The sequence below is a fragment of the Chrysiogenes arsenatis DSM 11915 genome, assembly GCF_000469585.1.
Classification (GTDB): domain Bacteria; phylum Chrysiogenota; class Chrysiogenetes; order Chrysiogenales; family Chrysiogenaceae; genus Chrysiogenes; species Chrysiogenes arsenatis.
Genome location: NZ_AWNK01000007.1, coordinates 183,706 through 205,702, shown reverse-complemented (window position 1 = coordinate 205,702; position 21,997 = coordinate 183,706). Strand labels below are relative to the sequence as shown.

At 51.1% G+C, this 21,997-nt stretch carries 18 protein-coding genes; 4 read left to right on the top strand and 14 right to left on the bottom strand.

Features of this window, described 5'->3' with window-relative positions:
- Positions 1-5: 5 nt before the first annotated feature.
- Both glnA and P304_RS0106440 read left to right on the top strand, forming a co-directional pair.
- Complete coding sequence (gene glnA / locus P304_RS0106445; RefSeq protein ID WP_051321473.1) at positions 6-1,421, top strand: type I glutamate--ammonia ligase; 1,416 nt, start codon at positions 6-8, stop codon at positions 1,419-1,421.
- Between the two features lie 306 nt (positions 1,422-1,727).
- Positions 1,728-2,948 carry an ammonium transporter gene (locus P304_RS0106440; protein ID WP_027389873.1) on the top strand — a complete coding sequence of 407 codons (1,221 nt, stop codon included), beginning with the start codon at positions 1,728-1,730 and terminating at the stop codon, positions 2,946-2,948.
- A gap of 78 nt (positions 2,949-3,026) precedes the next feature.
- On the opposite strand, the gene asnS is transcribed toward P304_RS0106440, so the two are convergent.
- From asnS to dnaX, 8 genes are all read right to left on the bottom strand, one after another.
- Entirely contained in the window at positions 3,027-4,382 is a 1,356-nt protein-coding gene (gene asnS / locus P304_RS0106435; protein WP_034764456.1) for an asparagine--tRNA ligase, read from the bottom strand.
- 5 nt (positions 4,383-4,387) lie between these two features.
- On the bottom strand, positions 4,388-5,272 hold the full coding sequence (gene argB / locus P304_RS0106430) for an acetylglutamate kinase (RefSeq protein WP_027389871.1): 885 nt from the start codon (positions 5,270-5,272) through the stop codon (positions 4,388-4,390).
- 295 nt (positions 5,273-5,567) lie between these two features.
- Positions 5,568-6,668: a redox-regulated ATPase YchF gene (gene ychF / locus P304_RS0106425; protein ID WP_027389870.1), complete on the bottom strand. Its 1,101-nt coding sequence runs from the start codon at positions 6,666-6,668 to the stop codon at positions 5,568-5,570.
- Between the two features lie 117 nt (positions 6,669-6,785).
- Entirely contained in the window at positions 6,786-9,008 is a 2,223-nt protein-coding gene (locus P304_RS0106420) for a thiamine pyrophosphate-dependent enzyme (protein ID WP_034764453.1), read from the bottom strand.
- Positions 9,009-9,023: 15 nt separating this feature from the next.
- Positions 9,024-10,004 carry a 2-oxoacid:acceptor oxidoreductase family protein gene (locus P304_RS0106415; protein ID WP_027389868.1) on the bottom strand — a complete coding sequence of 327 codons (981 nt, stop codon included), beginning with the start codon at positions 10,002-10,004 and terminating at the stop codon, positions 9,024-9,026.
- 114 nt (positions 10,005-10,118) lie between these two features.
- The gene (locus tag P304_RS16110) at positions 10,119-10,751 is read right to left on the bottom strand and encodes a toprim domain-containing protein (protein WP_051321472.1); all 633 of its coding nucleotides are present in this window, start codon (positions 10,749-10,751) and stop codon (positions 10,119-10,121) included.
- Complete coding sequence (locus P304_RS14375; protein ID WP_034764450.1) at positions 10,751-11,083, bottom strand: YbaB/EbfC family nucleoid-associated protein; 333 nt, start codon at positions 11,081-11,083, stop codon at positions 10,751-10,753. Before P304_RS14375 ends, P304_RS16110 begins: the two co-directional genes overlap by 1 nt.
- A 56-nt stretch (positions 11,084-11,139) precedes the next feature.
- Positions 11,140-12,774 (bottom strand): DNA polymerase III subunit gamma/tau, encoded by a 1,635-nt coding sequence (gene dnaX / locus P304_RS16105; RefSeq protein ID WP_051321471.1) that lies wholly within the window; start codon positions 12,772-12,774, stop codon positions 11,140-11,142.
- Positions 12,775-12,955: 181 nt separating this feature from the next.
- On the opposite strand from dnaX, the gene P304_RS0106395 reads away from it, so the two are divergent.
- Complete coding sequence (locus P304_RS0106395; protein WP_027389867.1) at positions 12,956-14,296, top strand: NAD-binding protein; 1,341 nt, start codon at positions 12,956-12,958, stop codon at positions 14,294-14,296.
- The gene (locus P304_RS0106390; RefSeq protein ID WP_027389866.1) at positions 14,293-15,738 is read left to right on the top strand and encodes a TrkH family potassium uptake protein; all 1,446 of its coding nucleotides are present in this window, start codon (positions 14,293-14,295) and stop codon (positions 15,736-15,738) included. Before P304_RS0106395 ends, P304_RS0106390 begins: the two co-directional genes overlap by 4 nt.
- Here the strand turns inward: P304_RS0106390 and wrbA are convergent.
- Genes wrbA through ppk1 form a run of 6 tightly spaced genes read right to left on the bottom strand, consistent with a single transcriptional unit; the run spans position 15,735 to position 21,981 of the window.
- Entirely contained in the window at positions 15,735-16,343 is a 609-nt protein-coding gene (gene wrbA / locus P304_RS0106385; RefSeq protein ID WP_027389865.1) for an NAD(P)H:quinone oxidoreductase, read from the bottom strand. The genes P304_RS0106390 and wrbA overlap by 4 nt on opposite strands.
- Positions 16,344-16,383: 40 nt before the next feature.
- Complete coding sequence (locus P304_RS0106380; RefSeq protein WP_027389864.1) at positions 16,384-17,163, bottom strand: MipA/OmpV family protein; 780 nt, start codon at positions 17,161-17,163, stop codon at positions 16,384-16,386.
- Positions 17,164-17,198: 35 nt separating this feature from the next.
- A complete protein-coding gene (locus tag P304_RS0106375) occupies positions 17,199-18,029 on the bottom strand; it encodes an ABC transporter permease (RefSeq protein ID WP_027389863.1) in 831 nt (276 codons plus the stop codon).
- Entirely contained in the window at positions 18,030-19,022 is a 993-nt protein-coding gene (locus tag P304_RS0106370; RefSeq protein WP_027389862.1) for an ABC transporter permease, read from the bottom strand. It lies immediately after the preceding gene.
- A complete protein-coding gene (locus P304_RS0106365) occupies positions 19,010-19,897 on the bottom strand; it encodes a Ppx/GppA family phosphatase (RefSeq protein WP_027389861.1) in 888 nt (295 codons plus the stop codon). The genes P304_RS0106370 and P304_RS0106365 overlap by 13 nt, the downstream gene beginning before the upstream one ends.
- Positions 19,894-21,981 (bottom strand): polyphosphate kinase 1, encoded by a 2,088-nt coding sequence (ppk1, locus tag P304_RS14365; protein WP_051321470.1) that lies wholly within the window; start codon positions 21,979-21,981, stop codon positions 19,894-19,896. The genes P304_RS0106365 and ppk1 overlap by 4 nt, the downstream gene beginning before the upstream one ends.
- Positions 21,982-21,997 lie beyond the last annotated feature (16 nt).

Below are 21,997 nucleotides of genomic sequence, written 5' to 3'. Positions count from 1 at the left end.
GACACATGTTCAAGACGATTGATGAAGCCGCCAGCTATATCCGCAACGAAGGCGTGGCGTCTGTTGATTTCCGCTTTACCGACCTTATGGGAACTTGGCAGCATATCACAATCCCAGCTGCACACGTTGACGAGAACATCCTTGAAGTCGGCCTAGGCTTTGACGGATCATCAATTCGCGGCTGGTGCGAAATCCATAGTTCCGACATGACATTTGTTCCAGACGTCACCTCAGCCTTCGTCGACCCATTCTTCCGTCGCAAAACTGTTGTCTTCTGCTGCGATATTGTCGATCCGATCACCACCGAAAAATACACGCGTGACCCACGCTTTATCGCTGAAAAAGCCGTGAAATTTCTCAGACAAACCGGCATAGGCGACCAAGCTTACTTTGGCCCAGAGCCCGAATTCTTCATATTTGACGATGTTCGTTTCGACTCATCCGAACAGCAGTCTTTCTACTTCCTCGACTCTCAGGAAGGCTCTTGGAATACTGGCGCTGACGAAATGCCGAACCTCCAGTACAAGCCAGGCATTAAAGGCGGCTACTTCCCAGTTCCCCCAGTAGACTCACTCCACGACCTTCGCTGCCAAATGGTTGAGCAAATGCAAGCCATCGGCATCAACGTAGAAGCTCACCACCACGAAGTAGCAACTGCCGGACAGTGCGAAATTGACGTGCGCTTTGACGGCCTCCTGCGCCAAGCTGATATCGTACAAATGTATAAGTACGTTGTACGCAACGTTGCTATTCAAAACAATAAAACCGTTACTTTCATGCCAAAGCCACTGTTTGGAGACAACGGCTCCGGCATGCACTGTCACCAGTCAATCTGGAAAAACGGTCAACCACTCTTCGGCGGCAACGGCTATGCTGGCCTCAGTCAAGAAGCTCTCTGGTACCTCGGCGGCATCATCAAACATGCGAATGCACTGGCTGCCTTCACAAACTGCACCACGAACTCTTACAAGCGCCTTGTTCCAGGATTCGAAGCACCAAACAAGCTGGCGTACAGCTCACGCAACCGCTCCGCTGCTATCCGGATTCCAATTGCGACTTCACCAAAAGCGAAGCGGATAGAAGTGCGCTTCCCTGATCCACTCGCTAACCCATACCTCGCCTTCAGTGCCATGCTGATGGCTGGCCTCGACGGGATTGAGAATAAAATCAGCCCAGGCGAGCCGCTTGACAAAAACATCTACGATCTTGACCCAGTTGAATTGTCAACTATTCCATCTATGCCAGGCAGCCTAAGCGAAGCACTTGACGCTCTCGAAGCCGACCATGACTTCTTACTCAAGGGTGATGTATTCACTCCTGACGTTATCGAAACATGGATTGAATACAAGCGCGAGAACGAAATCAAGCCGCTCTCACTTCGCCCACACCCATACGAATTCAAGATGTACTACGCGTACTAATACGCCCGCCTCTCAATTTCGATGCCCCGCAGCCATAGTGCCGCGGGGCTTTTTTATTAGGCAATAACCTCAACACCAAACCAGATATGTTTTCAAGACCACATACATGCACATTTACTAACCATATCCCAAGCCAAAACCTGCCATTAGCTAATAATAAGGCAATAAATGCATAACCTTTACGCATGAAGCACATCGCCGCCATCACATAACTCGCTAAGTCATTACATAAAAAGACCGCAATACTGGCGCATCTTTTGCATACCCTCCTAAAACGCAGATTCATATACCAAGGAGGATTCTCACATGGGCCACGAGCTACAAGCCTCAGCAGACGTTCTTTTTATGATGTTAGGAGCCGTCATGGTCTTTGCCATGCACGGCGGTTTTGCCTTCCTCGAAGTCGGAACCGTGCGACGCAAAAGCCAAGTCAACGCCCTCATGAAGATTTTATCAGACTGGTCATTCTCAACAATTGCCTATTTTTTCATCGGATTTCCGATTGCGTACGGCATAACCTTCTTTGGTGGCGCCGCCGAACTCATCGGATCAAACCAAGGATTCGACCTCGTCCGCTTCTTCTTCTTACTCACCTTTGCCGCCGCCATCCCTGCCATTATTTCCGGCGGGATTGCCGAACGGGCAAAATTTTGGCCACAAGTCATGGCAGCTGTCGTATTTGTTGCCTTCGTCTACCCGTTCTTTGAGCGGATGATCTGGGGTATCGGCACCGAAGGCGGATTACAAGAATGGCTCACCGCCCTTACTGGCGAAGGACTCCACGATTACGCAGGCTCTATTGTCGTTCACTCGATGGGCGGTTGGCTGGCACTCCCAGCGATTCTCCTTCTCGGCCCACGCAAAGGGAGATACCGCGACGGGAAAAGCCAATTCATTCCCGTCAGCAATATCCCTTTCCTTGCGCTCGGCAGCTGGATGCTGGCGGTCGGCTGGTTTGGCTTTAACGTCATGAGCGCACAATCACTCGTAGGTATCTCTGGGCTGGTTGCCATGAATTCGCTATTCGCTATGGTCGGTGGGGTCATTGCGGCACTCGTCTTTTCGAAAAATGACCCTGGATTCGTCCATAACGGTGCCCTTGCTGGGCTTGTTGCCGTCTGTGCAGGCTCCGACATCATGCACCCACTTGGCGCACTCGCCACCGGAGCTATTGCTGGCGGACTCTTCATTGTCGCCTTCTTGTATGCGAATGAAAAATGGAAAATCGACGACGTGCTCGGCGTCTGGCCGCTGCACGGGGTGTGTGGCACATGGGGCGGCATTGCCGCTGGAATCTTCGGCCAACAAGCACTGGGAGGACTTGGCGGCGTTAGCCTCATCTCGCAAACGATCGGCGCACTCGCGGCGATCATCGTTGCGGTTGTCGCCAGCTATATCGTCTATGCCGTTCTCAAGAAAACAGTAGGAATACGCATGGATGAAGAGGCTGAATACCGCGGTGCCGACGTAGCGATTCACAATATTGGTGCCTATCCAGAAGATGCCGTAAAAGTCGCACGATCATAAAAAACGCAAAAACAAATCAAGCGGAGCACTCACGTGCTCCGCTTTTATATTTCCCCTCAAGTCGTTCCAATATTTCGACTACACCGTCCGCGGCGCACGCGGAAAGGGAATCACATCACGGATATTCTGCATCCCGCTGACATACTGCACAAAACGCTCAAATCCCATCCCGAATCCCGCATGAGGGGCGCCACCAAAACGACGCAACTCCAAATACCAATCCATCCGCACCGGATCAACCCCAATCGCAACCATCCGCTGACGCAAACGCTCTTCGTTATCTTCGCGCTGCGAACCGCCAATAATTTCACCGATACCCGGCACGAGTAAATCCATCGCGCGGACAGTTCTGCCATCACTGTTTTCTTTCATGTAAAAAGCCTTGATGGCCGCTGGGTAGTCGGTCACGAAGACTGGCGCTCGGCAATACTCCTCGCTTAAATAGCGCTCATGCTCTGATTGCAGATCGCAGCCCCAAGCCACAGGAAAAGCAAACGTACGCGGCGCTTTACTCAAAACATCAATCGCTTCGGTGTAAGTAAGATGAGCGAACGTCCCCGCCGCAACCGCTTCCAAACGCGCCACTAACCCTTTTTCGACAAATTGATCGAAAAACGCCAACTCGCTTCCATACTGATCGAGTGCTTTGATAATCAACGTCCGGACAAAGTCTTCCGCCAGCGCCATATCGTCCTGCAAATCAGCAAACGCCATTTCCGGCTCAATCATCCAAAATTCCGATAAATGGCGCGATGTATTGGAATTTTCTGAGCGGAACGTCGGCCCAAAAGTGTAGATCTTTCCGAGCGCCAGCGCCATTGCCTCCCCTTCCAGTTGCCCACTGACCGTCAGCGACACCTGTTGCCCAAAAAAATCATCAGCAAAGTCGGTTTGGGCATGCAACGCCTTCAGCGTCGTCACGGTAAATTGCTCCCCCGCCCCTTCGCAATCGCTCGCCGTAATGATTGGCGTGGTCACATAGTGAAAACCACGCTCGGCAAAATAGGCATGCACCGCTTGCGCCAAAAATGAGCGCAGACGAAACACCGCATTCAAAAGATTTGTGCGCGGTCGCAAATGCGGCATCGTGCGCAGGTATTCCAGTGTGTGCCGCTTTTTTTGCAGCGGATACGTTTCCGCATCCGCAAGGCCCACCACTTCGATCGACTCTGCATGCACTTCAAAAGGCTGCCCTACCGCGGGCGACGCGACCAAAACCCCCGTGACAATAATCGCCGCTCCCGTCGTCACCGCGTGCAGCTCGCCTTCCGGCTGCTCGGCCACAATCTGTAATGTGCCAAATGCCGACCCATCATGCAGCGCGATAAATGAACAACTCTTAGAAGTGCGGCGACTACGGACAAAGCCCCGCACCGTAACCGCTTGATTGACCGCTTCCCCGGAAAGCAACTGACGAACCGAATAGACCGCCACAGCACTCAACCCGCGTGAATTTCGGTGCCAATGCCGGCATCAGTGAAAATTTCCAGCAGTACCGAATGGCGTGCTCGACCATCGATGATGTGCACCTTTGGAACACCGGCATGAATCGCATGGCGACAGGTATCAACCTTCGGCAACATACCGCCGTGGATCACACCAGAAGCAATCAGCGCATCAACCTGCGAAAGCGACAATGACCGGAGCAATTCTCCATCTGCTCCCTTCACCCCTTCAATATCGGTCAATAACACCATCTTTTCCGCTTTGATTGCTCCCGCAATCGCCCCCGCCACATAATCGGCGTTGATATTATACGCCTTACCGTCGGCACCTTCGCCCACCGGCGCAATCACCGGAATAAAATTATCCCGCACGATCGTGTGGATAATGTCAGGACGGACGTATTCCACCTCACCCACCATGCCAATATCAATGATTTCTGGCCGTTGCGTTTCTGGCGATGGCTTGGTGACAAACATCTTTTTGGCACGTATCAGATGACCATCGCGACCGGAAAGACCGACCGCGTGACCGCCATTCTGATTGATGAGCCCAACAATTTCCTTGTTCACCTTGCCGACCAACACCATTTCCACGATGTTCATTGTGTCGTCGTCCGTTACCCGCAGCCCCTGCACAAACTCTGTGCTCTTGCCCATGCGCTTCAGTGTTTCGCCAATCTGTGGCCCACCGCCGTGCACTACCACAGGGTTGATGCCGATATATTTCATCATAATGATATCGAGCGCGAAATTACGCTTCAGGTCTTCGTCGACCATAGCGTTACCGCCGTATTTAATCACGATGGTTTTGCCGTAAAAACGTTTGATGTACGGCAGGGCTTCCATAAGGACGTTGGCTTTGTCGATGAGGTGTTGCATGTGAAGGGGCTCCTTTCGAACCTTATTGATTGCACTGGTTAAACACTAAATTTTTCGTGGTGTGCTCCGTTGGTCAATATGTTCTTTATTTTCGCGTGAAAATAAAGAACCAAACAAAAGCTTACCGAGGGAGGGCAAGAAGGAAAAACCTGAAAATTTCTCGCTTCGCTCGAAATGACAGCATGAAGGCACAATGCCGCATCTCCCTGTCATTTCGACGAGCGCCAGCGAGGAGAAATCTCAGGCTCACTTTTCGTGCATTTCGTGTTTTTCGAGGTTATATCATTCCCAGTTATCACACATTAAACCGGAAATAGATGACATCCCCATCCTGCACGATATATTCTTTCCCTTCGAGGCGCATTTTCCCTGCTTCGGCAGCGGCTTTCATCCCGCCAAATGTGACTACATCGTCGTACTTCGTCACTTCGGCGCGGATAAATCCCCGCTCAATGTCGGAGTGAATCACGCTCGCCGCTTTCGGTGCTGTCGCCCCTTTATATACTGTCCACGCACGTACTTCTTTCTCCCCAGCGGTGAAGTAGGTAATCAGATCAAGGAGTTTATACCCTTCGCGGATCAGGGCGTTCAGGCCACTTTCGGTAACGCCAAGGTCGGCCAGAAATGCGGCGGCTTCGGCTTCGTCAAGCTCAGAAAGTTCCGCTTCAATTTTGCCAGAAAGTACCACTACGCCAGCTCCTTCAGCTTCGGCGCGTGCGCGCACGGCGGCGACATGTGGGTTTGCTGAGTAGTCGGCGATTTCATCTTCCGACACGTTGCAGACGTACAACAGCGGTTTTGTGGTGAGCAACTGGAAAGAATCAGCAATGCGCCGTTCTTCTTCGTTCAAATCTACGCTCCGTCCGGGCAATCCTTTGGCAAGGTGCGGCAGGAGTTTTTCCACAATCGGCAGTTCGGTCATGGCCTCTTTATTATTCCCCTTCAGGAGTTTGCGCAGCCGCTCTTGGCGTTTTTCGAGCGACTGCATATCAGCCAAAATCAGCTCGGTTTCGATAATTTCAATGTCACAAGCTGGATCAACTTTACCGCCCACGTGGACAATGTTTTCATCTTCAAAACAGCGGACAATATGCGCGATGGCATCGGTGCCGCGAATGTGGCCAAGGAACTGGTTCCCAAGTCCTTCGCCCTGCGAAGCTCCTTTGACAAGTCCGGCAATATCAAGAAATTCCATGGTAGTAGGAACCGTGCGCTGCGGCTTCACTATTTCACGCAGCTTGTCTAAGCGGGGATCGGGGACGCTAACAATCCCGACATTTGGGTCGATGGTGCAGAATGGATAGTTGGCGCTTTCGGCACCAGCTTTGGTCAATGCATTAAAAATCGTCGATTTGCCGACATTTGGTAAACCGACGATGCCACAGTTAAATCCCATGAGTATGCTCCGAGCAAGTATTTTTCGCTATATTACATGGGGAAACAGGAAAAAACCAATTGAAAAACCCCCGCAGGAGCGAACTCCTCGGGGGTGTGTTGCGATACGTAAAAACTCTTACAGGATTGGGTTCTCAGCGTAGGCTTTGAGGCGCGCCCAACGACGATCAACTTCTTTCTGGAGTTCAGCAAGGATAACTTCGCCGCCAGCTTTGTACAGGTGACCAGTCGCTTTGCCCATGGTTTTCAGGGCGTCAGTGACAGACATCTTCTTGTCTTTCGGATCGAAGTTCAGCGTCGTGATGCCGTGGTCGATCTCGTACAGTGGGAAGAGGCAGCTATCAAGCATCGCTTGTGTGGTTTCTGGACCACTATCGTCTGGAGTTACCCAGTTGAGTGGGCAGACGGAGAACGCCTTAATGAAGGCCATACCACCTTCGCGTACCACTTGCTGCGCACGACGCGCTTTACGCACGGCATCCAGCGGGTTGGTTTCGGCAATCGTCGCAATGTATGACATGTTGGTGCCACGCATGATTTCGACGATATCTTTGTGGTGGAACTGCTTTCCAGTGATGCTCTTACCAACATGCGACGTCGTAGAGAGCGAGCCTTTGAAACCGCTGTAACACATTTGCGCGCCAGTGTTCGCATAGACTTTATTATCATATTCCATATAGATAAATGGCGTGTCGCGCAGTCCAGCGCCGATCAACTGATCCATCCCAATGTCAGAAGAGCCATCGCCACCAATGCTGATAACGGTGATCTCTTTGTCGGTATAACCGTGAGATTTTAACCACTTGTGGTGCTCAACGATCCCAGTAGCGGTCGATGAGGCGTTGTGGAAGAGTGAGTGGACGTAAGGAACTTTAAATGAAGTGAACGGATAGCCAGTCGAAACAACCATGCCACAACCAGTGTTAAAGCTCAGGATAGTTGGCCCGTCGATCCCTTTCAGGAACATTTCCACGTTCGTGAAAATACCGCAACCGGGGCAGCTTGATACTTTATCAACACGGCTTGGCATATCAGAAGCGAGCTTCTTGAGGACGTTCATATCAACTTTTTCGTATTTGCAGTTCTGGTTGTACTGCTCAAGCGCGGGAAGTTTGATTTTTTCGGCTGGCGCAAACTTTTCGTCGCCATCCCAATGCTGATAGTAATCGAATACAGGGATAGTTTTACCGGCTTTCGCTTCTGCCAATTGCGCCATCAATACTTGCGCATCGCGGAAGATGAAGTTCAGACCGCCAAGACCGAAGACGCGGTTGTAGATTCTTACGTCCGTACGATTCTGTTGAGCAACGGTAGAAACTTCGCTCGCAAGGTAAGAGAGTGGTGCGCCGTACTGGTGAGCACGTTCTGCAACCATTAACTGCTTCAATCCACCGATAGCTTGCGCCACTTCTTTCACTGGGAATGGACGGAGTACGTTGAAAGAAATAAGCGCAGGAGCTGACTGACCCGCTTTTTTCGCAAGGTCGATAGCGTCTTTCGTTGCTTCGGCAGCGCTGTTCAACATCATGAGGGCGCTATCAGTGCCTTCAAGGTTGTAGGTGTCAAGGAAGTTATATTTACGACCAAATGCGGCTTCAAACTCTGCAAACATGCCTGGAAGTGCCGCGTACGCCTCTTCCATCGCAAGGTGGAGCTGGTACTTGTTATTAATAACATCATCGTTCATGTATGGGCCAAATGTTTTTGGCTCATCAAAGTCAAGGCAAGTAGGACGCTTCGGCTTTGGACCGATGTAGTTACGGACATCTTGCTGATCTTTGGCGATCATAATGCGGCGGTTGCCATGTGAAGTATGGAATCCATCATAGGCAACGCAAACCGGCAGGTTCACTTTTTCGGCCAGCTTGAGCGCGATGATGTTCATATCATAGGTTTCCTGAACGTTTTTCGCCATCAGGATGATCCAGCCCATACCAAGCATAGTCGCAAGGTCGGTGTGGTCGTTCTTAATGTTCAACGGGCCAGAAACACAACGGGTAGAAAGGTTGAGCACCATCGGAATACGCGTTCCAGAAATAACTGGAATTTGCTCCATTTTCAGCAAAAGGCCGTTCGCCGAAGTAACATCGACCACGCGCGCACCAGCAATCGCCGCGCCGTAGCAAATGCCGATAGCGGCTAATTCGGACGTACCAACAACAAACGAAAGGTCAGCTTCGCCATTGGCAAGACGACGGTTTACTTCTTCGCCGGCGTCGGAAGAAGGGGTAATCGGATAATAGCCTTCAAATTCAAAGCCAACATGGATGATGGCTTCGGCAACAGCTTGGTTGCCATTTAAGACGGCAGGAACTTGTTCAATTTTCTTTATAGCGCTCATCAGTACCTCCACAGATTAAAACCAGGTTTTTTCTTCAACGAGTGCGGCGTGTTCAACTTCAAGAGCGCTCGAAAGAGCCTTCCCTTTTTTCGTTTCCGGACATACTGCAACGCAGCGCATGCACCCTTTGCAGTATCCATAGTTAAAGCCTTGCATTTTTGCGTCAGCAAAGATGATTGAGCCAGGGTCAGCACACGTGTAGATACATTTGGCGCAGTGAATACACGCCTCTTCGTTGAAGAGCGGAATCATCCCTTGACGGGTAATTCTGTTGTCTTTGGGGTGGAGGGAGAACAGGCGAGATTCCATGTAGCCGCCCTTGTTCTGGTTCTTCCAGCCGATTGGCGTTTCATACGTCCAACGACCTGGAACTAAAGGGAACTTGCCATCAGCAGCAAATTTTTTTACGACCATTGACTTAATGGTTTTTTCGTACGCCGCAATGTTTGAAGCGGTCGCCTTCGGATTCGGCCACGTTTTCTTAATGGCTTTCTCCATCGTTGCGTCGGTAATGCCAACCGCATGCGCGATACCGCAGATCATCGGCATATTGAGACGCGAATCGGTTTCCGTAGCAATTGCCATCGCATCAACACAGATAATAGTTCCGCTATGCAATTGCAAAATATCACGGATTTCGTCTGGAGTTTTTGACGTGTTTACAACAACAGAAGCATTTTCCTGCAGCCCTTGAATCAGGCTAAGGGGACGGATAAGCTGCTCGCGGAAGATACCGAGGATGTGCGGGATTTCTGTCGGGCCGCTTTCGCGGATGACATTTCCGAGTTCACAGATCTTAACGCTCACATCGGTCGGGGTTCCTTTTTTTTCTGAACCGTATTTGGCGTCAAACGCGCCATCTAATCCGAGCTCTTCAACAGCAATCTTGAACAGGATTTTTCCTGCCATGTTGGCGCCGTCGCCACCAATAGCGGACAACTTAATGTTACAGAACCCCAGCTCGTCGGAGTAGGGGAGGGTGAAATTCTGACTCATTCTCAGGCCTCCTTGGATGATCAAAAGTTTGGAAAGTATGACAGAAAGAACGGACGTTTCAAAGCAAAATCTGCAACGGAACATAAAAAATCCAAACAGCTTTTGATTAAACTATCACAAAGAGACGATCTCTTTGCTTTTCCGTTCATGCTCAATTTCGACATTTTCAAAGGCTAATTTCAGCATTTCACCAGAGAGGTTTTCAACTCTAACGCCTGACAAGAGCTGTTGACCAAGGAAATAAATTGGCAGATCAGACCGCGATTGTATAACAGCGTCTTGTACCATTCGCGCCGTAATATTTCCCTCCGGAGTATTACTGGTTGCCACCACCAAACGATCTGCTCGCAGCCGATAAACATGCTCGGCAACATCGGCACCATACAAATCCTCCCAGCGCCGATTTTCCATCGGACTGACCGCGCCGCCAAGAATGTGATAGTGGCCACGATAGCAACCAGCTTCCTCAATAGCGACCACATCAGCATAGCTTTCCACGACGCACAAAACCCGCAAGTCGCGCTGCACAGAATGACACAGTGGGCATCGTTGCTGCTCCATAAGCCCATGACATTCAGGACACGGAGCCAGGCCGGACTCCATTGCCTGCAACTGCAGAAGAAGTTCCTGACGCTGCTGCGAACTCCACAAGGCAATTTCGCGCGCATACCGCAAACCACTGCGCTTCCCCACCCCAGGCAAGGCCACAAGCGACAAGGCAAGTCGCTGCACCAGCAGCGGATACATCACATAAATCCTGGAATTTTCATCCCGCCAGTGATTTTGCTCATTTCATCCTGCACCATCTGCTGCACTTTTTCCTGAGCTTCATTCACCGCCGAAATAACCAAATCCTGCAACATTTCGGGATCTTCCGGATCAATGATTTCGGGAGCGATTTTCAGCGAAATAATACGATTTTTTCCATTCGCGACGACTTTAACCATACCGCCACCAACAGCAACTTCGACCGTCTTACTCTCTGCCTCTTCTTGCATCCGCGCCATTTTTTCCTGCATAGCTTGCGCCTGCTTTAAAATACCCTGCATGTTATTCATGCCACCGAAACCTTTTGCCATAAGTCACTCCCTTACGGTACCTTAAAAAGTACATTCAATTTTAAAACATTCAACATTTATGTTTTATTTTGCACATCAAGCACCTTGAAAGACACTAAAGTGCCGTTCAACGTACGCATAAGCTCTTTGGCCAGCGGGTGTGCCTCAATTTCCTGACGCAATTCCTCATTACGGTCTTCCTCCATGCGCCGCTCATGCGTGGCCAATGTTTCACGATGTTCACTCTGATCCGCCTGAAGTGCAATAGTTACCGCCCCGCCAACTATCTGCCCAAGCACCTGCTCCAAGCGATACATCTTTTCAGTACGAAAAATTGAACGCTGAGCTTCGGCCACCATAAGCGTAAAACTCCCCGCACTCGCCCCCGCAACTAACTTCACGTTACGGAGCATCCCGCCCAGCGGCGGGTCGAACTGCATTACTTCTTCTGCCAGCCGCTGCTGCAAACCAACACTTTCCGGAACAGCCTTAGGAGCCGGTTTAGCTATTACACTCGACTCACAAACTGCTGGTGCTAGAGTTTTTTTTTCCGGCATGGCACCGCGTGAAGCCACTTCCACTGGTGGCACCACCTCGCCTTGCAGCAACGATAACAGGGCGTCAACCGCCACTCCGGGAACAATATGTGCCGCGCGGATCAGCGCAAACTCTAAATCGTATCGCGGAAACGGGGTATTACTAAGCTGAATGAAGCACTCGCGCAGGATCGCGTATACCATGTCCAACACCCGTGGATCAGAATCCGCCAACTGGCGCAACATTGCCAGTGCCGACTCATCGCAATCATGCGGATAAATCCCTTGTATAGCTAAACTCACGTGGCGGCACCCTTCCAGCAACTGACGCGTCAGATTGCGGATATCAATTCCGCTGGCATCCAGCGATTCCAGTAGGGCGAGCAAACCGGAAATATCGCGCTGCCGCAACAGCTCAAAAAACTGCAACACCGTCTGTAACGACGTCGTTCCCAGCAGGCTCGCCACTTCGTCCGCCTTCAGCTCTCCATCAGCATAGCTGACAATCCGATCCAGCAACGACTCAGCATCACGCATGCACCCTTCCGAGTTGCGTACAATGATTTCCAGCGCCTGTGGCTCGAATGGAATATTTTCGGTACGCAAAATTTGCGCCAAGGCCTCAACCATGTCACTCATGCCAATACGGCGAAAATCATGACGCTGGCAACGCGAAAGAATTGTAGGGTTAACTTTGTGGAGATCTGTAGTAGCCAAGATAAAAACCGTATGTGGCGGGGGCTCTTCCAGCGTTTTCAAAAACGCGTTAAAGGCCTCTTTTGTAAGCATGTGAAATTCGTCGATGATATAAACCTTCCAACTACCATGAACAGGCGTAAAATGAACCTCTTCGATCATCGCCTTCATGGCGTCGATACCACGGCTCGACGCCGCGTCCATCTCGACCACATCAAGAAACGCCCCACTATCAATCGCCTCGCAGTGGCGACACACACCGCACGGCTCACCTTCGTGCTGCTCAAGACAGTTCAAGCTTTTTGCAAGAATCCGCGCCGTCGATGTCTTGCCAACACCGCGCGGCCCGTTAAAAACCAAGGCATGCGGCAAGCGATCCTGACGAATGGCATTGAGCAACGTGCGGCAGATATGCTGCTGCCCGACGACATCGGCAAATTTTTTCGGACGATACTTGCGGGCGTAGACAACGTAGGACATCAGCGAAACTCCCTTACTCTTATCTGCTTCGCAGGATACCACCATGCGTATTCGTATGGCAACCGCAACAGCTGAAAGAGAGCATGGGAGTCATATAATTTCGCGCAAACCCAGTTGATCACTCCGCCCAATCGGAGTACAGTGCTGCTCTGGTTCGCAAGTAACACCTTCAGGAGCGTGCATGGACATTATCATTGCCGGTGCTGGGCGCGTCGGGCGCGATCTCGCGCGAGTGCTGAGTCCGCACAACAATGTGGTAGTGATCGACTCGGATGCCTACCGTCTGGAAAAAGCTGGAGAAGATCTTGATATCCTCAGCGTTCATGGCAGCGCAGCCGACCCTGCCAGCTATACTAAACTTCCCTTACGCGAATATGATCTGTTCATAGCCGTCACCAGTACCGACGAAGTCAATATAACCGCTTCCCTTATTGTTTCTTCTTGCCTGAAAGTGCATCGCAAAATGGCACGTATTCATAATCAAATGCTTCTGGAGATCGGCATTGACGCACTTGCGTCCATTGATTTCATCGTTTCACCGGAACATGAGGCCGCCACAACGGTGCTGGAATTGCTGGAAAATTCCTGGGCGCGCGACGTCATCACGTTTTCGTCACAAACCGTGAAAGCCATCGCCCTTGATATCACCAATCAGGCGCTGCACCAGCAGACGATTGCCAATCTGATGCAATCCTTTCGCGGGCGCATTATCGCCTGCGCCATTGAGCGGGAAGGAACTCTACTCATACCGAATGGTCGCACGGAAATCCTCCTCAAAGATCGCCTCTATGTTCTGGGCGCCGACAGCGACCTGAAGGCGTTTGCCGAATCAACGGAACTCCACTTCGGACACACCATTAAACGAGCCGTGGTACTGGGAGCGAACGACATTGGTATTGTGATAGCAAAAGCACTCAGCGAAAGCGGAGCACAAGTCAAATTGCTCGACCGCGATCTCGCCGACTGTGAACATGCTGCCCTCAAACTGGGTGACGACGTGCTGGTGCTCAACGATCGTCACACGACGACCGGCATTTTTTACCAGGAAAGCTTTCACCTCGCCGATGTGCTGATCGCTGCCACACTCAATGATGAATATAACGTTATCATGGGTATGAGTGCGCTGAAAGCTGGCGTGCCACGCGTTATCAGCCTGAGTTCCAATAATGAATACTACGAGCTGGCGCATGCCATGGGGCTTGATATTGCCGCTGGGCCCAAACTGGCGACCGTCACTTCGCTACTGCAAAAGCTTTCTGAAGGAAAAACCATGCTCGCCGAGAGTTACTTCCTCGGGAAACAAGGAGTAGTACTCCGCTGGTCGGTACCACAAAAATCGTCTCTGGCTGGGCAAAAGATATCGCAGATACCGTTTCCAGAAGGCTCCCTAGCAGTCGCGTGCATGCGCAACGAACAGGCAATACTGCTTTCCGGCAATTTTATCGTCGAGCCGGATGATCTGCTGATTATCTTTTGTATCGAAAGTGTTCTCGCGCAGGTTAAAAAGAAGGTACTGCGGTGAATTACCTCAGTATTGCCAAGTCGCTGGCGGTTATTTCACTGCTCGTGGGTTTCCTGATGATTGTTCCCATTCTCACGGGCATCATCTATGGCGAGCCATACCTTCCTTTTACCTTACTGGCACTGGGCGTGATGACTCTCAGCGGCGCAGTGCTGCTGACGCTGCGCCACCACCAGACACAGCTAGGTTCGCGCGAAGGAATGCTCGTCGTCAGCCTCGTTTGGCTGTTGCTCGGTATCATCGGTGGCCTGCCGTTTGCGCTGTATGGCTGCTCGTCGTATGTCGAGGGTATCTTTGAAGCTATCAGCGGTTTTACCACGACTGGGGCAACTATCATCAGCGATATCGAAAGTCTGCCGAACATGATTTTAATATGGCGTAGCGCGACACACTGGTTTGGTGGGATGGGGATTATCGTTTTCAGCATCGCTATTTTGCCGTATATCGGCAATGGCGTCATGCAGCTTTATAAGGCTGAATCTTCGGGGATTGGGGTCGAAAAACTGACACCGCATATTCACGACACTGCGTTAGCGCTTTGGAAAGTCTACTGCCTACTCACCGTCGCTAATATCATCGCGCTGCTGCTGGCGGGTATGAACCTGTTTGATGCCATCAATCACGCCTTTTCTACGCTGGGTACTGGGGGATTCTCCACCAAAAATACTTCGATGGCGTTTTACGCCGATAACCCGCTCATTATCTGGCTTACTACCGGTTTTATGCTCATTGCCGGCATTAGTTTTCTGGCGCACTTCAAGGCACTCAGTCGCGATTTGAGTGGATATCGCACTGCCGAAACGCGGCTCTATTTGCTGATATTCTGTTGTTTCGCGCTGGGAATGTCGCTCGCACAATGGAGCCGCAGCGCGGAACTGCCGTATCTTGAAACCTTAATGCACGCCGCTTTTACGATTGCATCGCTCATGACCACGACGGGATTTGCCAGTATTGACTATGAACAATGGTATGATGCGGCCATTGTGTTTGCCCTTCTGACAATGGTCATCGGCGGCTGTGCGGGGTCGACGTCCGGCGGTATTAAAGTCATCCGCTACGTGGTGCTCTTTCGCACGCTGAGTGTCGAACTAAAAAAAATCATCCACCCACGCGCGGTGTACCCGCTTCAGATCGGCAACAAACGGCTCGCACCAGAAACTATTACGGTAGTGCTCGGTTTTTTCGCGCTCTACTTTCTGACCACCTCAGCTCTTGTGCTCTACCTTGCCGTGCGCGGCTTCGATCTGTGGACGGCGATTACCGCATCACTGGCGATTGTGGGCAGTATTGGCCCCGGATTTGGCGAAGTCGGCCCGTACGATAACTACGCCTTCTTTGCTTGGTATGACAAGCTGGTGCTGTCGCTCGGCATGATCATCGGTCGACTGGAGTGCTACACCTTTTTCGTCCTCTTCTCGCGCGCTTTCTGGTCACGGTTCTAAGCGAGTTTTTTCGCAATACGCGCGACATGCTCACCCTGAAAGCGAGCTCCCGCGAGTTCATTCTGGCTTGGCATCCGCTCTCCACGAGCACCCGCAATAGTCGTCGCGCCGTATGGAGAGCCGCCGGTAATTTCGCTCATCTCCAGTTGCCCGGCAAAAGCATACGGCAAACCGACAATCACCATGCCGTGGTGCAGCAGTGTCGTGTGGAAATTCAGGATAGTCGATTCCTGCCCGCCATGCTGCGACGCCGTGCTCACAAAAACACTGCCGACTTTCCCCACCAACGCCCCCTGCTGCCATAACCCGCCCGTAGCATCAATAAACTGCCGCATTTGTGCGCACATGTTACCAAAGCGGGTCGGTGAACCAAAAATAATGGCGTCCGCCTTGGCAAGATCCTCCACTGCGGCAACCGGAACGTGAGCCATGCTCTGCTGCGCTTCTAACGCTCCCATTTTCGCGAGCACCTCATCAGAAAGCGTTTCGGGAACCCGCTTGATAACCGCTTCGCACCCCACAACCGCCTGAACCCCTTCTGCCACTGCTTTTGCCATCTGGTAGGTGTGACCGTAGAGACTGTACTGAACAATAAGGACTTGCATAGTGTTCTCCTTTACTGATGTGTTTTTCCTCAAATTGCCGTTAAAAGCGATACGCGACACCAACGCCACCACGCATTTGATCGGCTGACCCTTCCAAGCGAACCATCGGACTCTGCGCCGCATCGCCCACCAACCGACTATAACTTATCAGGGAAGAAAGCGTCACGCTAGGTGTAACGCTGTACTGAAGCGTCCACGCAACACCTACATCTTTGATCCCTGCATCGGCCTGAAAAGGGGCATAGCCAGAACGGAGCGACTGCGCCGCAGTGATACCAAAACGACTTGCCATATACTCACGGTTTGCCCACGTCACACTCGGCGTCAAAGCACTGAACACTCGTTCATGGGGACACGGGATGCGGTACGCACTTTTCAACTCCAGCACTGTTCCCCCATTACTGTCGTTGACTTGATGGCGCGCCTCAACACTCAAGGTAAGTGGCGCCAACAGATAACTCGCTGCCACTACCAGCTCCGCGCCACCACGCACATCGCCCAATCCCTGCAACGCCTGATTATCACTTTCTTTGCGCCCAAAACGGTAGCCAAGCGCTATGCTGGCATCCCACTGCCGGGAGTCAGGAGCGACACGCCACCCGATACCACGCCGCGTATGCACAAAAAAATGCTCGCCATAGGTCATGTCTATTAGTGGCAACGCCCGCACGCGATAGTCGTCCGAGCCCTCATAATCCGGCGCGACAAGCGCCATCCCACCGATAGCTGCCTTAAAAACCGATTCTTGCGCCGCAGCACTCGACGCGGCACACACCGCAAGCAAGAAACTCAAACATAATGGCACAGAAACATTTCTCATCATGCACCTCATAAGAATTAGTCGACATGAATGAGTCACCGCTCTTCATAGCTTAACACATCGCGTAACCCTTCACCCAGCAGGTTGAAGCCCATCACGGCAATAAATATAGCGAGTCCGGGAAACAGGCTGAGCCACCACGCAAAATCGATGTTTTCTTTTCCCGCTGCCAGCATATTGCCCCAACTTGGGGTTGGCGGCTGTACACCTATCCCTAAGAAACTCAGTGCCGATTCGGTCAATATTGCTCCAGCAACGCCGAGCGTTGCCGCGACGATAATGCTGGGATAACTGGCAGGGAGGAGATGCCGGAAGATAATCCGCGCCGACGAACAACCGGAAACCCGTGCCGAAAGCACGTAGCCAAGCTCTTTGTTACGCAAAAATTCAGCTCTCACCAGCCGCGCAACCCCCATCCAACTGGTTAAACCAATCACTGCCATAATATTGTAGATGCTTGGTTGCAAAAACGCGATGACGGCAAGGATCAAGAAGAAGGAAGGGAAACAAAGCATGATATCGACAAAACGCATAGATAACGTGTCTATCCAACCACCAGCATAGCCAGAAAAGGCACCCATTAACGTGCCGATAATGAGCGAAATGCCAACAGCCACAATACCAACCAGGAGCGATATCGACGCGCCATGAATCATGCGCGACAGCACATCACGCCCCAAATCATCGGTTCCAAGCCAGTTTTCGGGAGATGGAGGCATGAGCACTTTGGTAAGGTCAACGGCATTCGGATCATACGGCGCCAGCCACGGCGCTCCAAGTGCCACCAGAATAATGGCGACAATAATCAGTGCACCACTCATTCCTAACCAGCTATGGCGAAATGATTCCCAGAAAAATCGTAACATTTACGGCCTCCCCGCAAGGCGAATACGCGGATCGGCAACGGCGTACAAAATATCCGCCAGCAGATTACCCACCAATGTCAACAGTGCTCCAATCACCAAAATGCCCATTACCACAGGATAATCACGTGACATAACCGACTGATAAAAAAGCTGTCCCATGCCAGGAATGGAAAAAATGGTTTCAAAGATTACACTGCCGCCGATCAGCCCCGGTAAAGAGAGCCCCAAAATGGTGATAACGGGAATCAGCGCATTGCGCAGCGCATGAATGCCTACCACGCGATATTCGCTCAACCCTTTGGAGCGGGCGGTCAGAATGTAATCCTGCGAAAGTACACCCAGCATGCTGGAGCGCATGTAGCGACTGATTCCCGCCAGCGACCCCAGAATGGAAACCGCAACTGGCAACACGAGGTGATGCGCAATATCAAGGATTTTGCCGAGTGGCGACAGGGCGTGGTAATGAAAGCTTTTAATGCCGCTGACAGGAAACCACCCAAGTTCAACGCTGAAAAACATGATGCACAAAAGCGCGATCCAAAAGCCAGGAAGTGCGAATAACACAAAAACAAAAACAGTGATCCCTTTATCCCAGAGTGAATCTTTCCGCACGGCAGAAATAATTCCCAGCAACATCGAAACGGCAAAAATCACAATAAGACTGACCACGTTAATCCCAAGCGTTATCGGAAGTCGTTCGACAATAATCGTGGCTACGGGGCGACGGTCAGGCGAAAAGCTTTCACCAAAGTCAAAGGTTGCCATACGCGAAAGCCATTCCCAAAATTGTATATGCAACGGTTGATCAAGGCCGTACATGGCGTACAACCGGGCGGTAGCTTCGCGGCTAACTTCTGGATTCAGATCATTTACCAACGATACAGGGTCACCCGGCGTCAGATGTATCGTAATAAATGAGATGATCGATATCCCCAGCAAGAGGGGAATCATCCCAACAATCCTTTTGACGAGGTACCAGATTACACCTGGCATTGCATCCGCTCTTGATACAGCATGGCAACGATACCATCAGAGAGGCCGATTTTCGGCACAATAATGCGGCGGATTTTTCCCCAACGCAGAATACTCAGCACGATTTGACCAGCGGGAACGATGACGTCAGCGCGATCTTCACGCAAGCCAATTTGTTTCATCCGCTCATCCATCGAAAGTGCGCTGAGCATTTTCACGGTTTCAGCGAGTTTTTCCTGCGATAGGGGGTGTCCCTCTTTCGGGCCGGTAAGTTTGTAGATTTTATTGATATTCCCCCCAGAACCGATGGCCTGAATGGCTTTATCGTCAGCAACGGTCTGACGCAACCACTCGCGCAGTTCTTTCCAGCGCTCGTCTGGAACAAGATTATTGAGCAGTCGGACGGTGCCAATGTCAAACGAACGCGAAACAACGCGCACTCCATCGCGATAATAGGTTAATTCGGTCGAGCCACCACCAACATCGATATACAAGTACGACCCGTTCGGACTGATGGCACTGGAGGAATTGTGGGCAATGATTTCGGCTTCCCGTGCCCCACTAATGATTTCGATATGCACGCCACTCTCAATAGCAACGCGCTTTACAACGTCTTCCCGATTCACGGCATCGCGCAATGCCGAAGTGGCACATGCCAGATACCCTTCTATTTTGGACACTTCCATAATGTTACGGTAAGCGATCATAGTTTTTATCAGGTCATCAACTTTAGTAGGCGAAATGGCGCCCTGCAAAAAGGCGTCGTCTCCTAAACGCAGCGGTATGCGGTATAACGCCCCCTTTTTGATATTCACCCCTTCGCCATTCCGTTCGTATACATTGGCAATCAGTAGGCGCATGGCGTTAGAACCAATATCTATAGCTGCGAGTTTCACTCTGGGTTGTCCTCCGTGGGTAGATTTTTTTCAAAGATGTAGCGATAGATTTCAAATTGAGCACGTCGACAGTTCCTCTGCGCGGTTCCGCGATAGCGGTTTGCTTGCCGACCACTCAAGAGCCGCGCTTTCGTATTATCGTTCCATTGCAGCTCAAACATATCATAGAGTTCCTGACGCAAGGTGGAATCATATATCGGAGTAATCACTTCGACGCGGTTACTCAAGTTCCGTCGCATCCAATCGGCTGACCCCATAAAGGCTTCTGGGTTTCCTCCATTGGCAAAGAAAAAGAGGCGTGAATGTTCGAGGAAGCGGTCGACAATACTAATCGCCTGAATGTTGTCACTTACGCCACGCTTCCCAGGAACTAAGGAGCAAATCCCGCGTATGATCAGCCGAATTTTCACACCCGCCTCACCCGCTTCGTAGAGCCGTTTTACCATTTCACGATCAACAAGACTATTGAGTTTGAGTGAACACCACGCTTCCTTCCCCAAACGGGCATTATCGACCTCCCGTTGCAAGAGTGCTTCAAAACGGGGGCGCATGGTGAATGGAGCCATCAGGATATGCTTGGGCTGCGCTTCGTAGGCGTTATCTTCCAAAAAGCGGAACACTTCGCCAACATCCTCGGTAATGCGCGAATCAGCCGTTAACAAAATATCGTCGCCATAGACTTTCGCTGTTGATTCATTGAAATTTCCGGTGCCTATACCGCTGTAGCACACACTATTTTCACCTTCAGTGCGCGTAATGTGCAGCAGTTTTGAATGCACTTTCAAACCGGGGACGCCATAGATAACCCGTACGTTATTGTCTTTGAATTTACGCGCCCACGATATATTGGCCTTTTCATCAAAGCGGGCTTGTAGTTCGATAACCACTACAACCTCTTTCCCGTTGCGCACAGCGTTGACCAGCGCGTTGGCAACATTAGAATTGCTGGCAAGGCGGTACAGGGTCATTTTAATCGAGGTGACTTTTGGGTCAATAGCGGCTTCACGCAGCAAATCGATCACGTGGTAAAAGGGCTGATAGGGAAAGTGGAGCACGATATCGCGCTCCCGAATAATCCGCATAATGCTCTGACGTGGCGATATAGCTGGGTGCGGAATCGCCGGAAACGGTTCAAAGTAGAGTGATTTATCCCCGACTTTGGGAAACCCCATAAAATCTTTAAAATTGTGGTAACGGCCAGATGGGATCTTCGTCAGCTCGTCACTCCACTCCAGTTTATCATCGAGCGCTTCCAGAAGCTCGAGCGGCATTTCTCGGTCGTACACCATCCGCACGGGCTTGCCGCGCTTGCGCTCTTTGAGACTTTCGCTCAGTGTTTCAATATAGGAAATCATCACTTTATCTTCTAAATCCAGCTCGGCATCGCGCGTGATTTTGAACGTATATGCATCAAAACGGTCATAATCAAAGAGCGCAAATATTTCGCTCAAGCAAAAGCGAATGATGTCATCAAGCAAGATAATACAGTGGCGATCTGATGCCGAAGGGAGTACGAGGAAGCGGGGGATGGTGTCAGCCGGTGGTATTTTCATAACCGCGCGTTGTTCGTCGTCGGGATCATTAGAATTGCGCATCAAAATAGCAAAGTAAATCATCCCATCATTGACGCGCGGTGCCGAAGCGACTTGGTCAAGCATAACCGGCACAAGCGCTGGCCGCACAGTCGAACGAAAGTATTGCACGACGAATTGCTGCTGTGCTTCGTCCAATGTGGTTTCATCAACCAGAAAGATCCCCGATTCGGCAAGCTCTTCTAACACCGCCGCATAGATTTTTTCAAAACGGTCTTGTTGGCGCATAACACGGTTACGGATGGTGGCGAGTATCACTTTGGGATCGGAGCCAATCAGTTCCTGAGCCCGTTCGCCCAGCGCAAGGAGGCGCTTCATGGTGGCCACTCGCACTCGGAAAAATTCGTCAAGATTTGACGAAAAAATCCCTAAAAACTTCAACCTTTCCATCACCGGATTTTCCGGATCGGTGGCTTCCTGCAACACGCGATCATTAAATGAGAGCCAACTTATTTCGCGATTTATATACGGATATTCCATCGGTGGCTGCATGGTTCCCATCCTCATA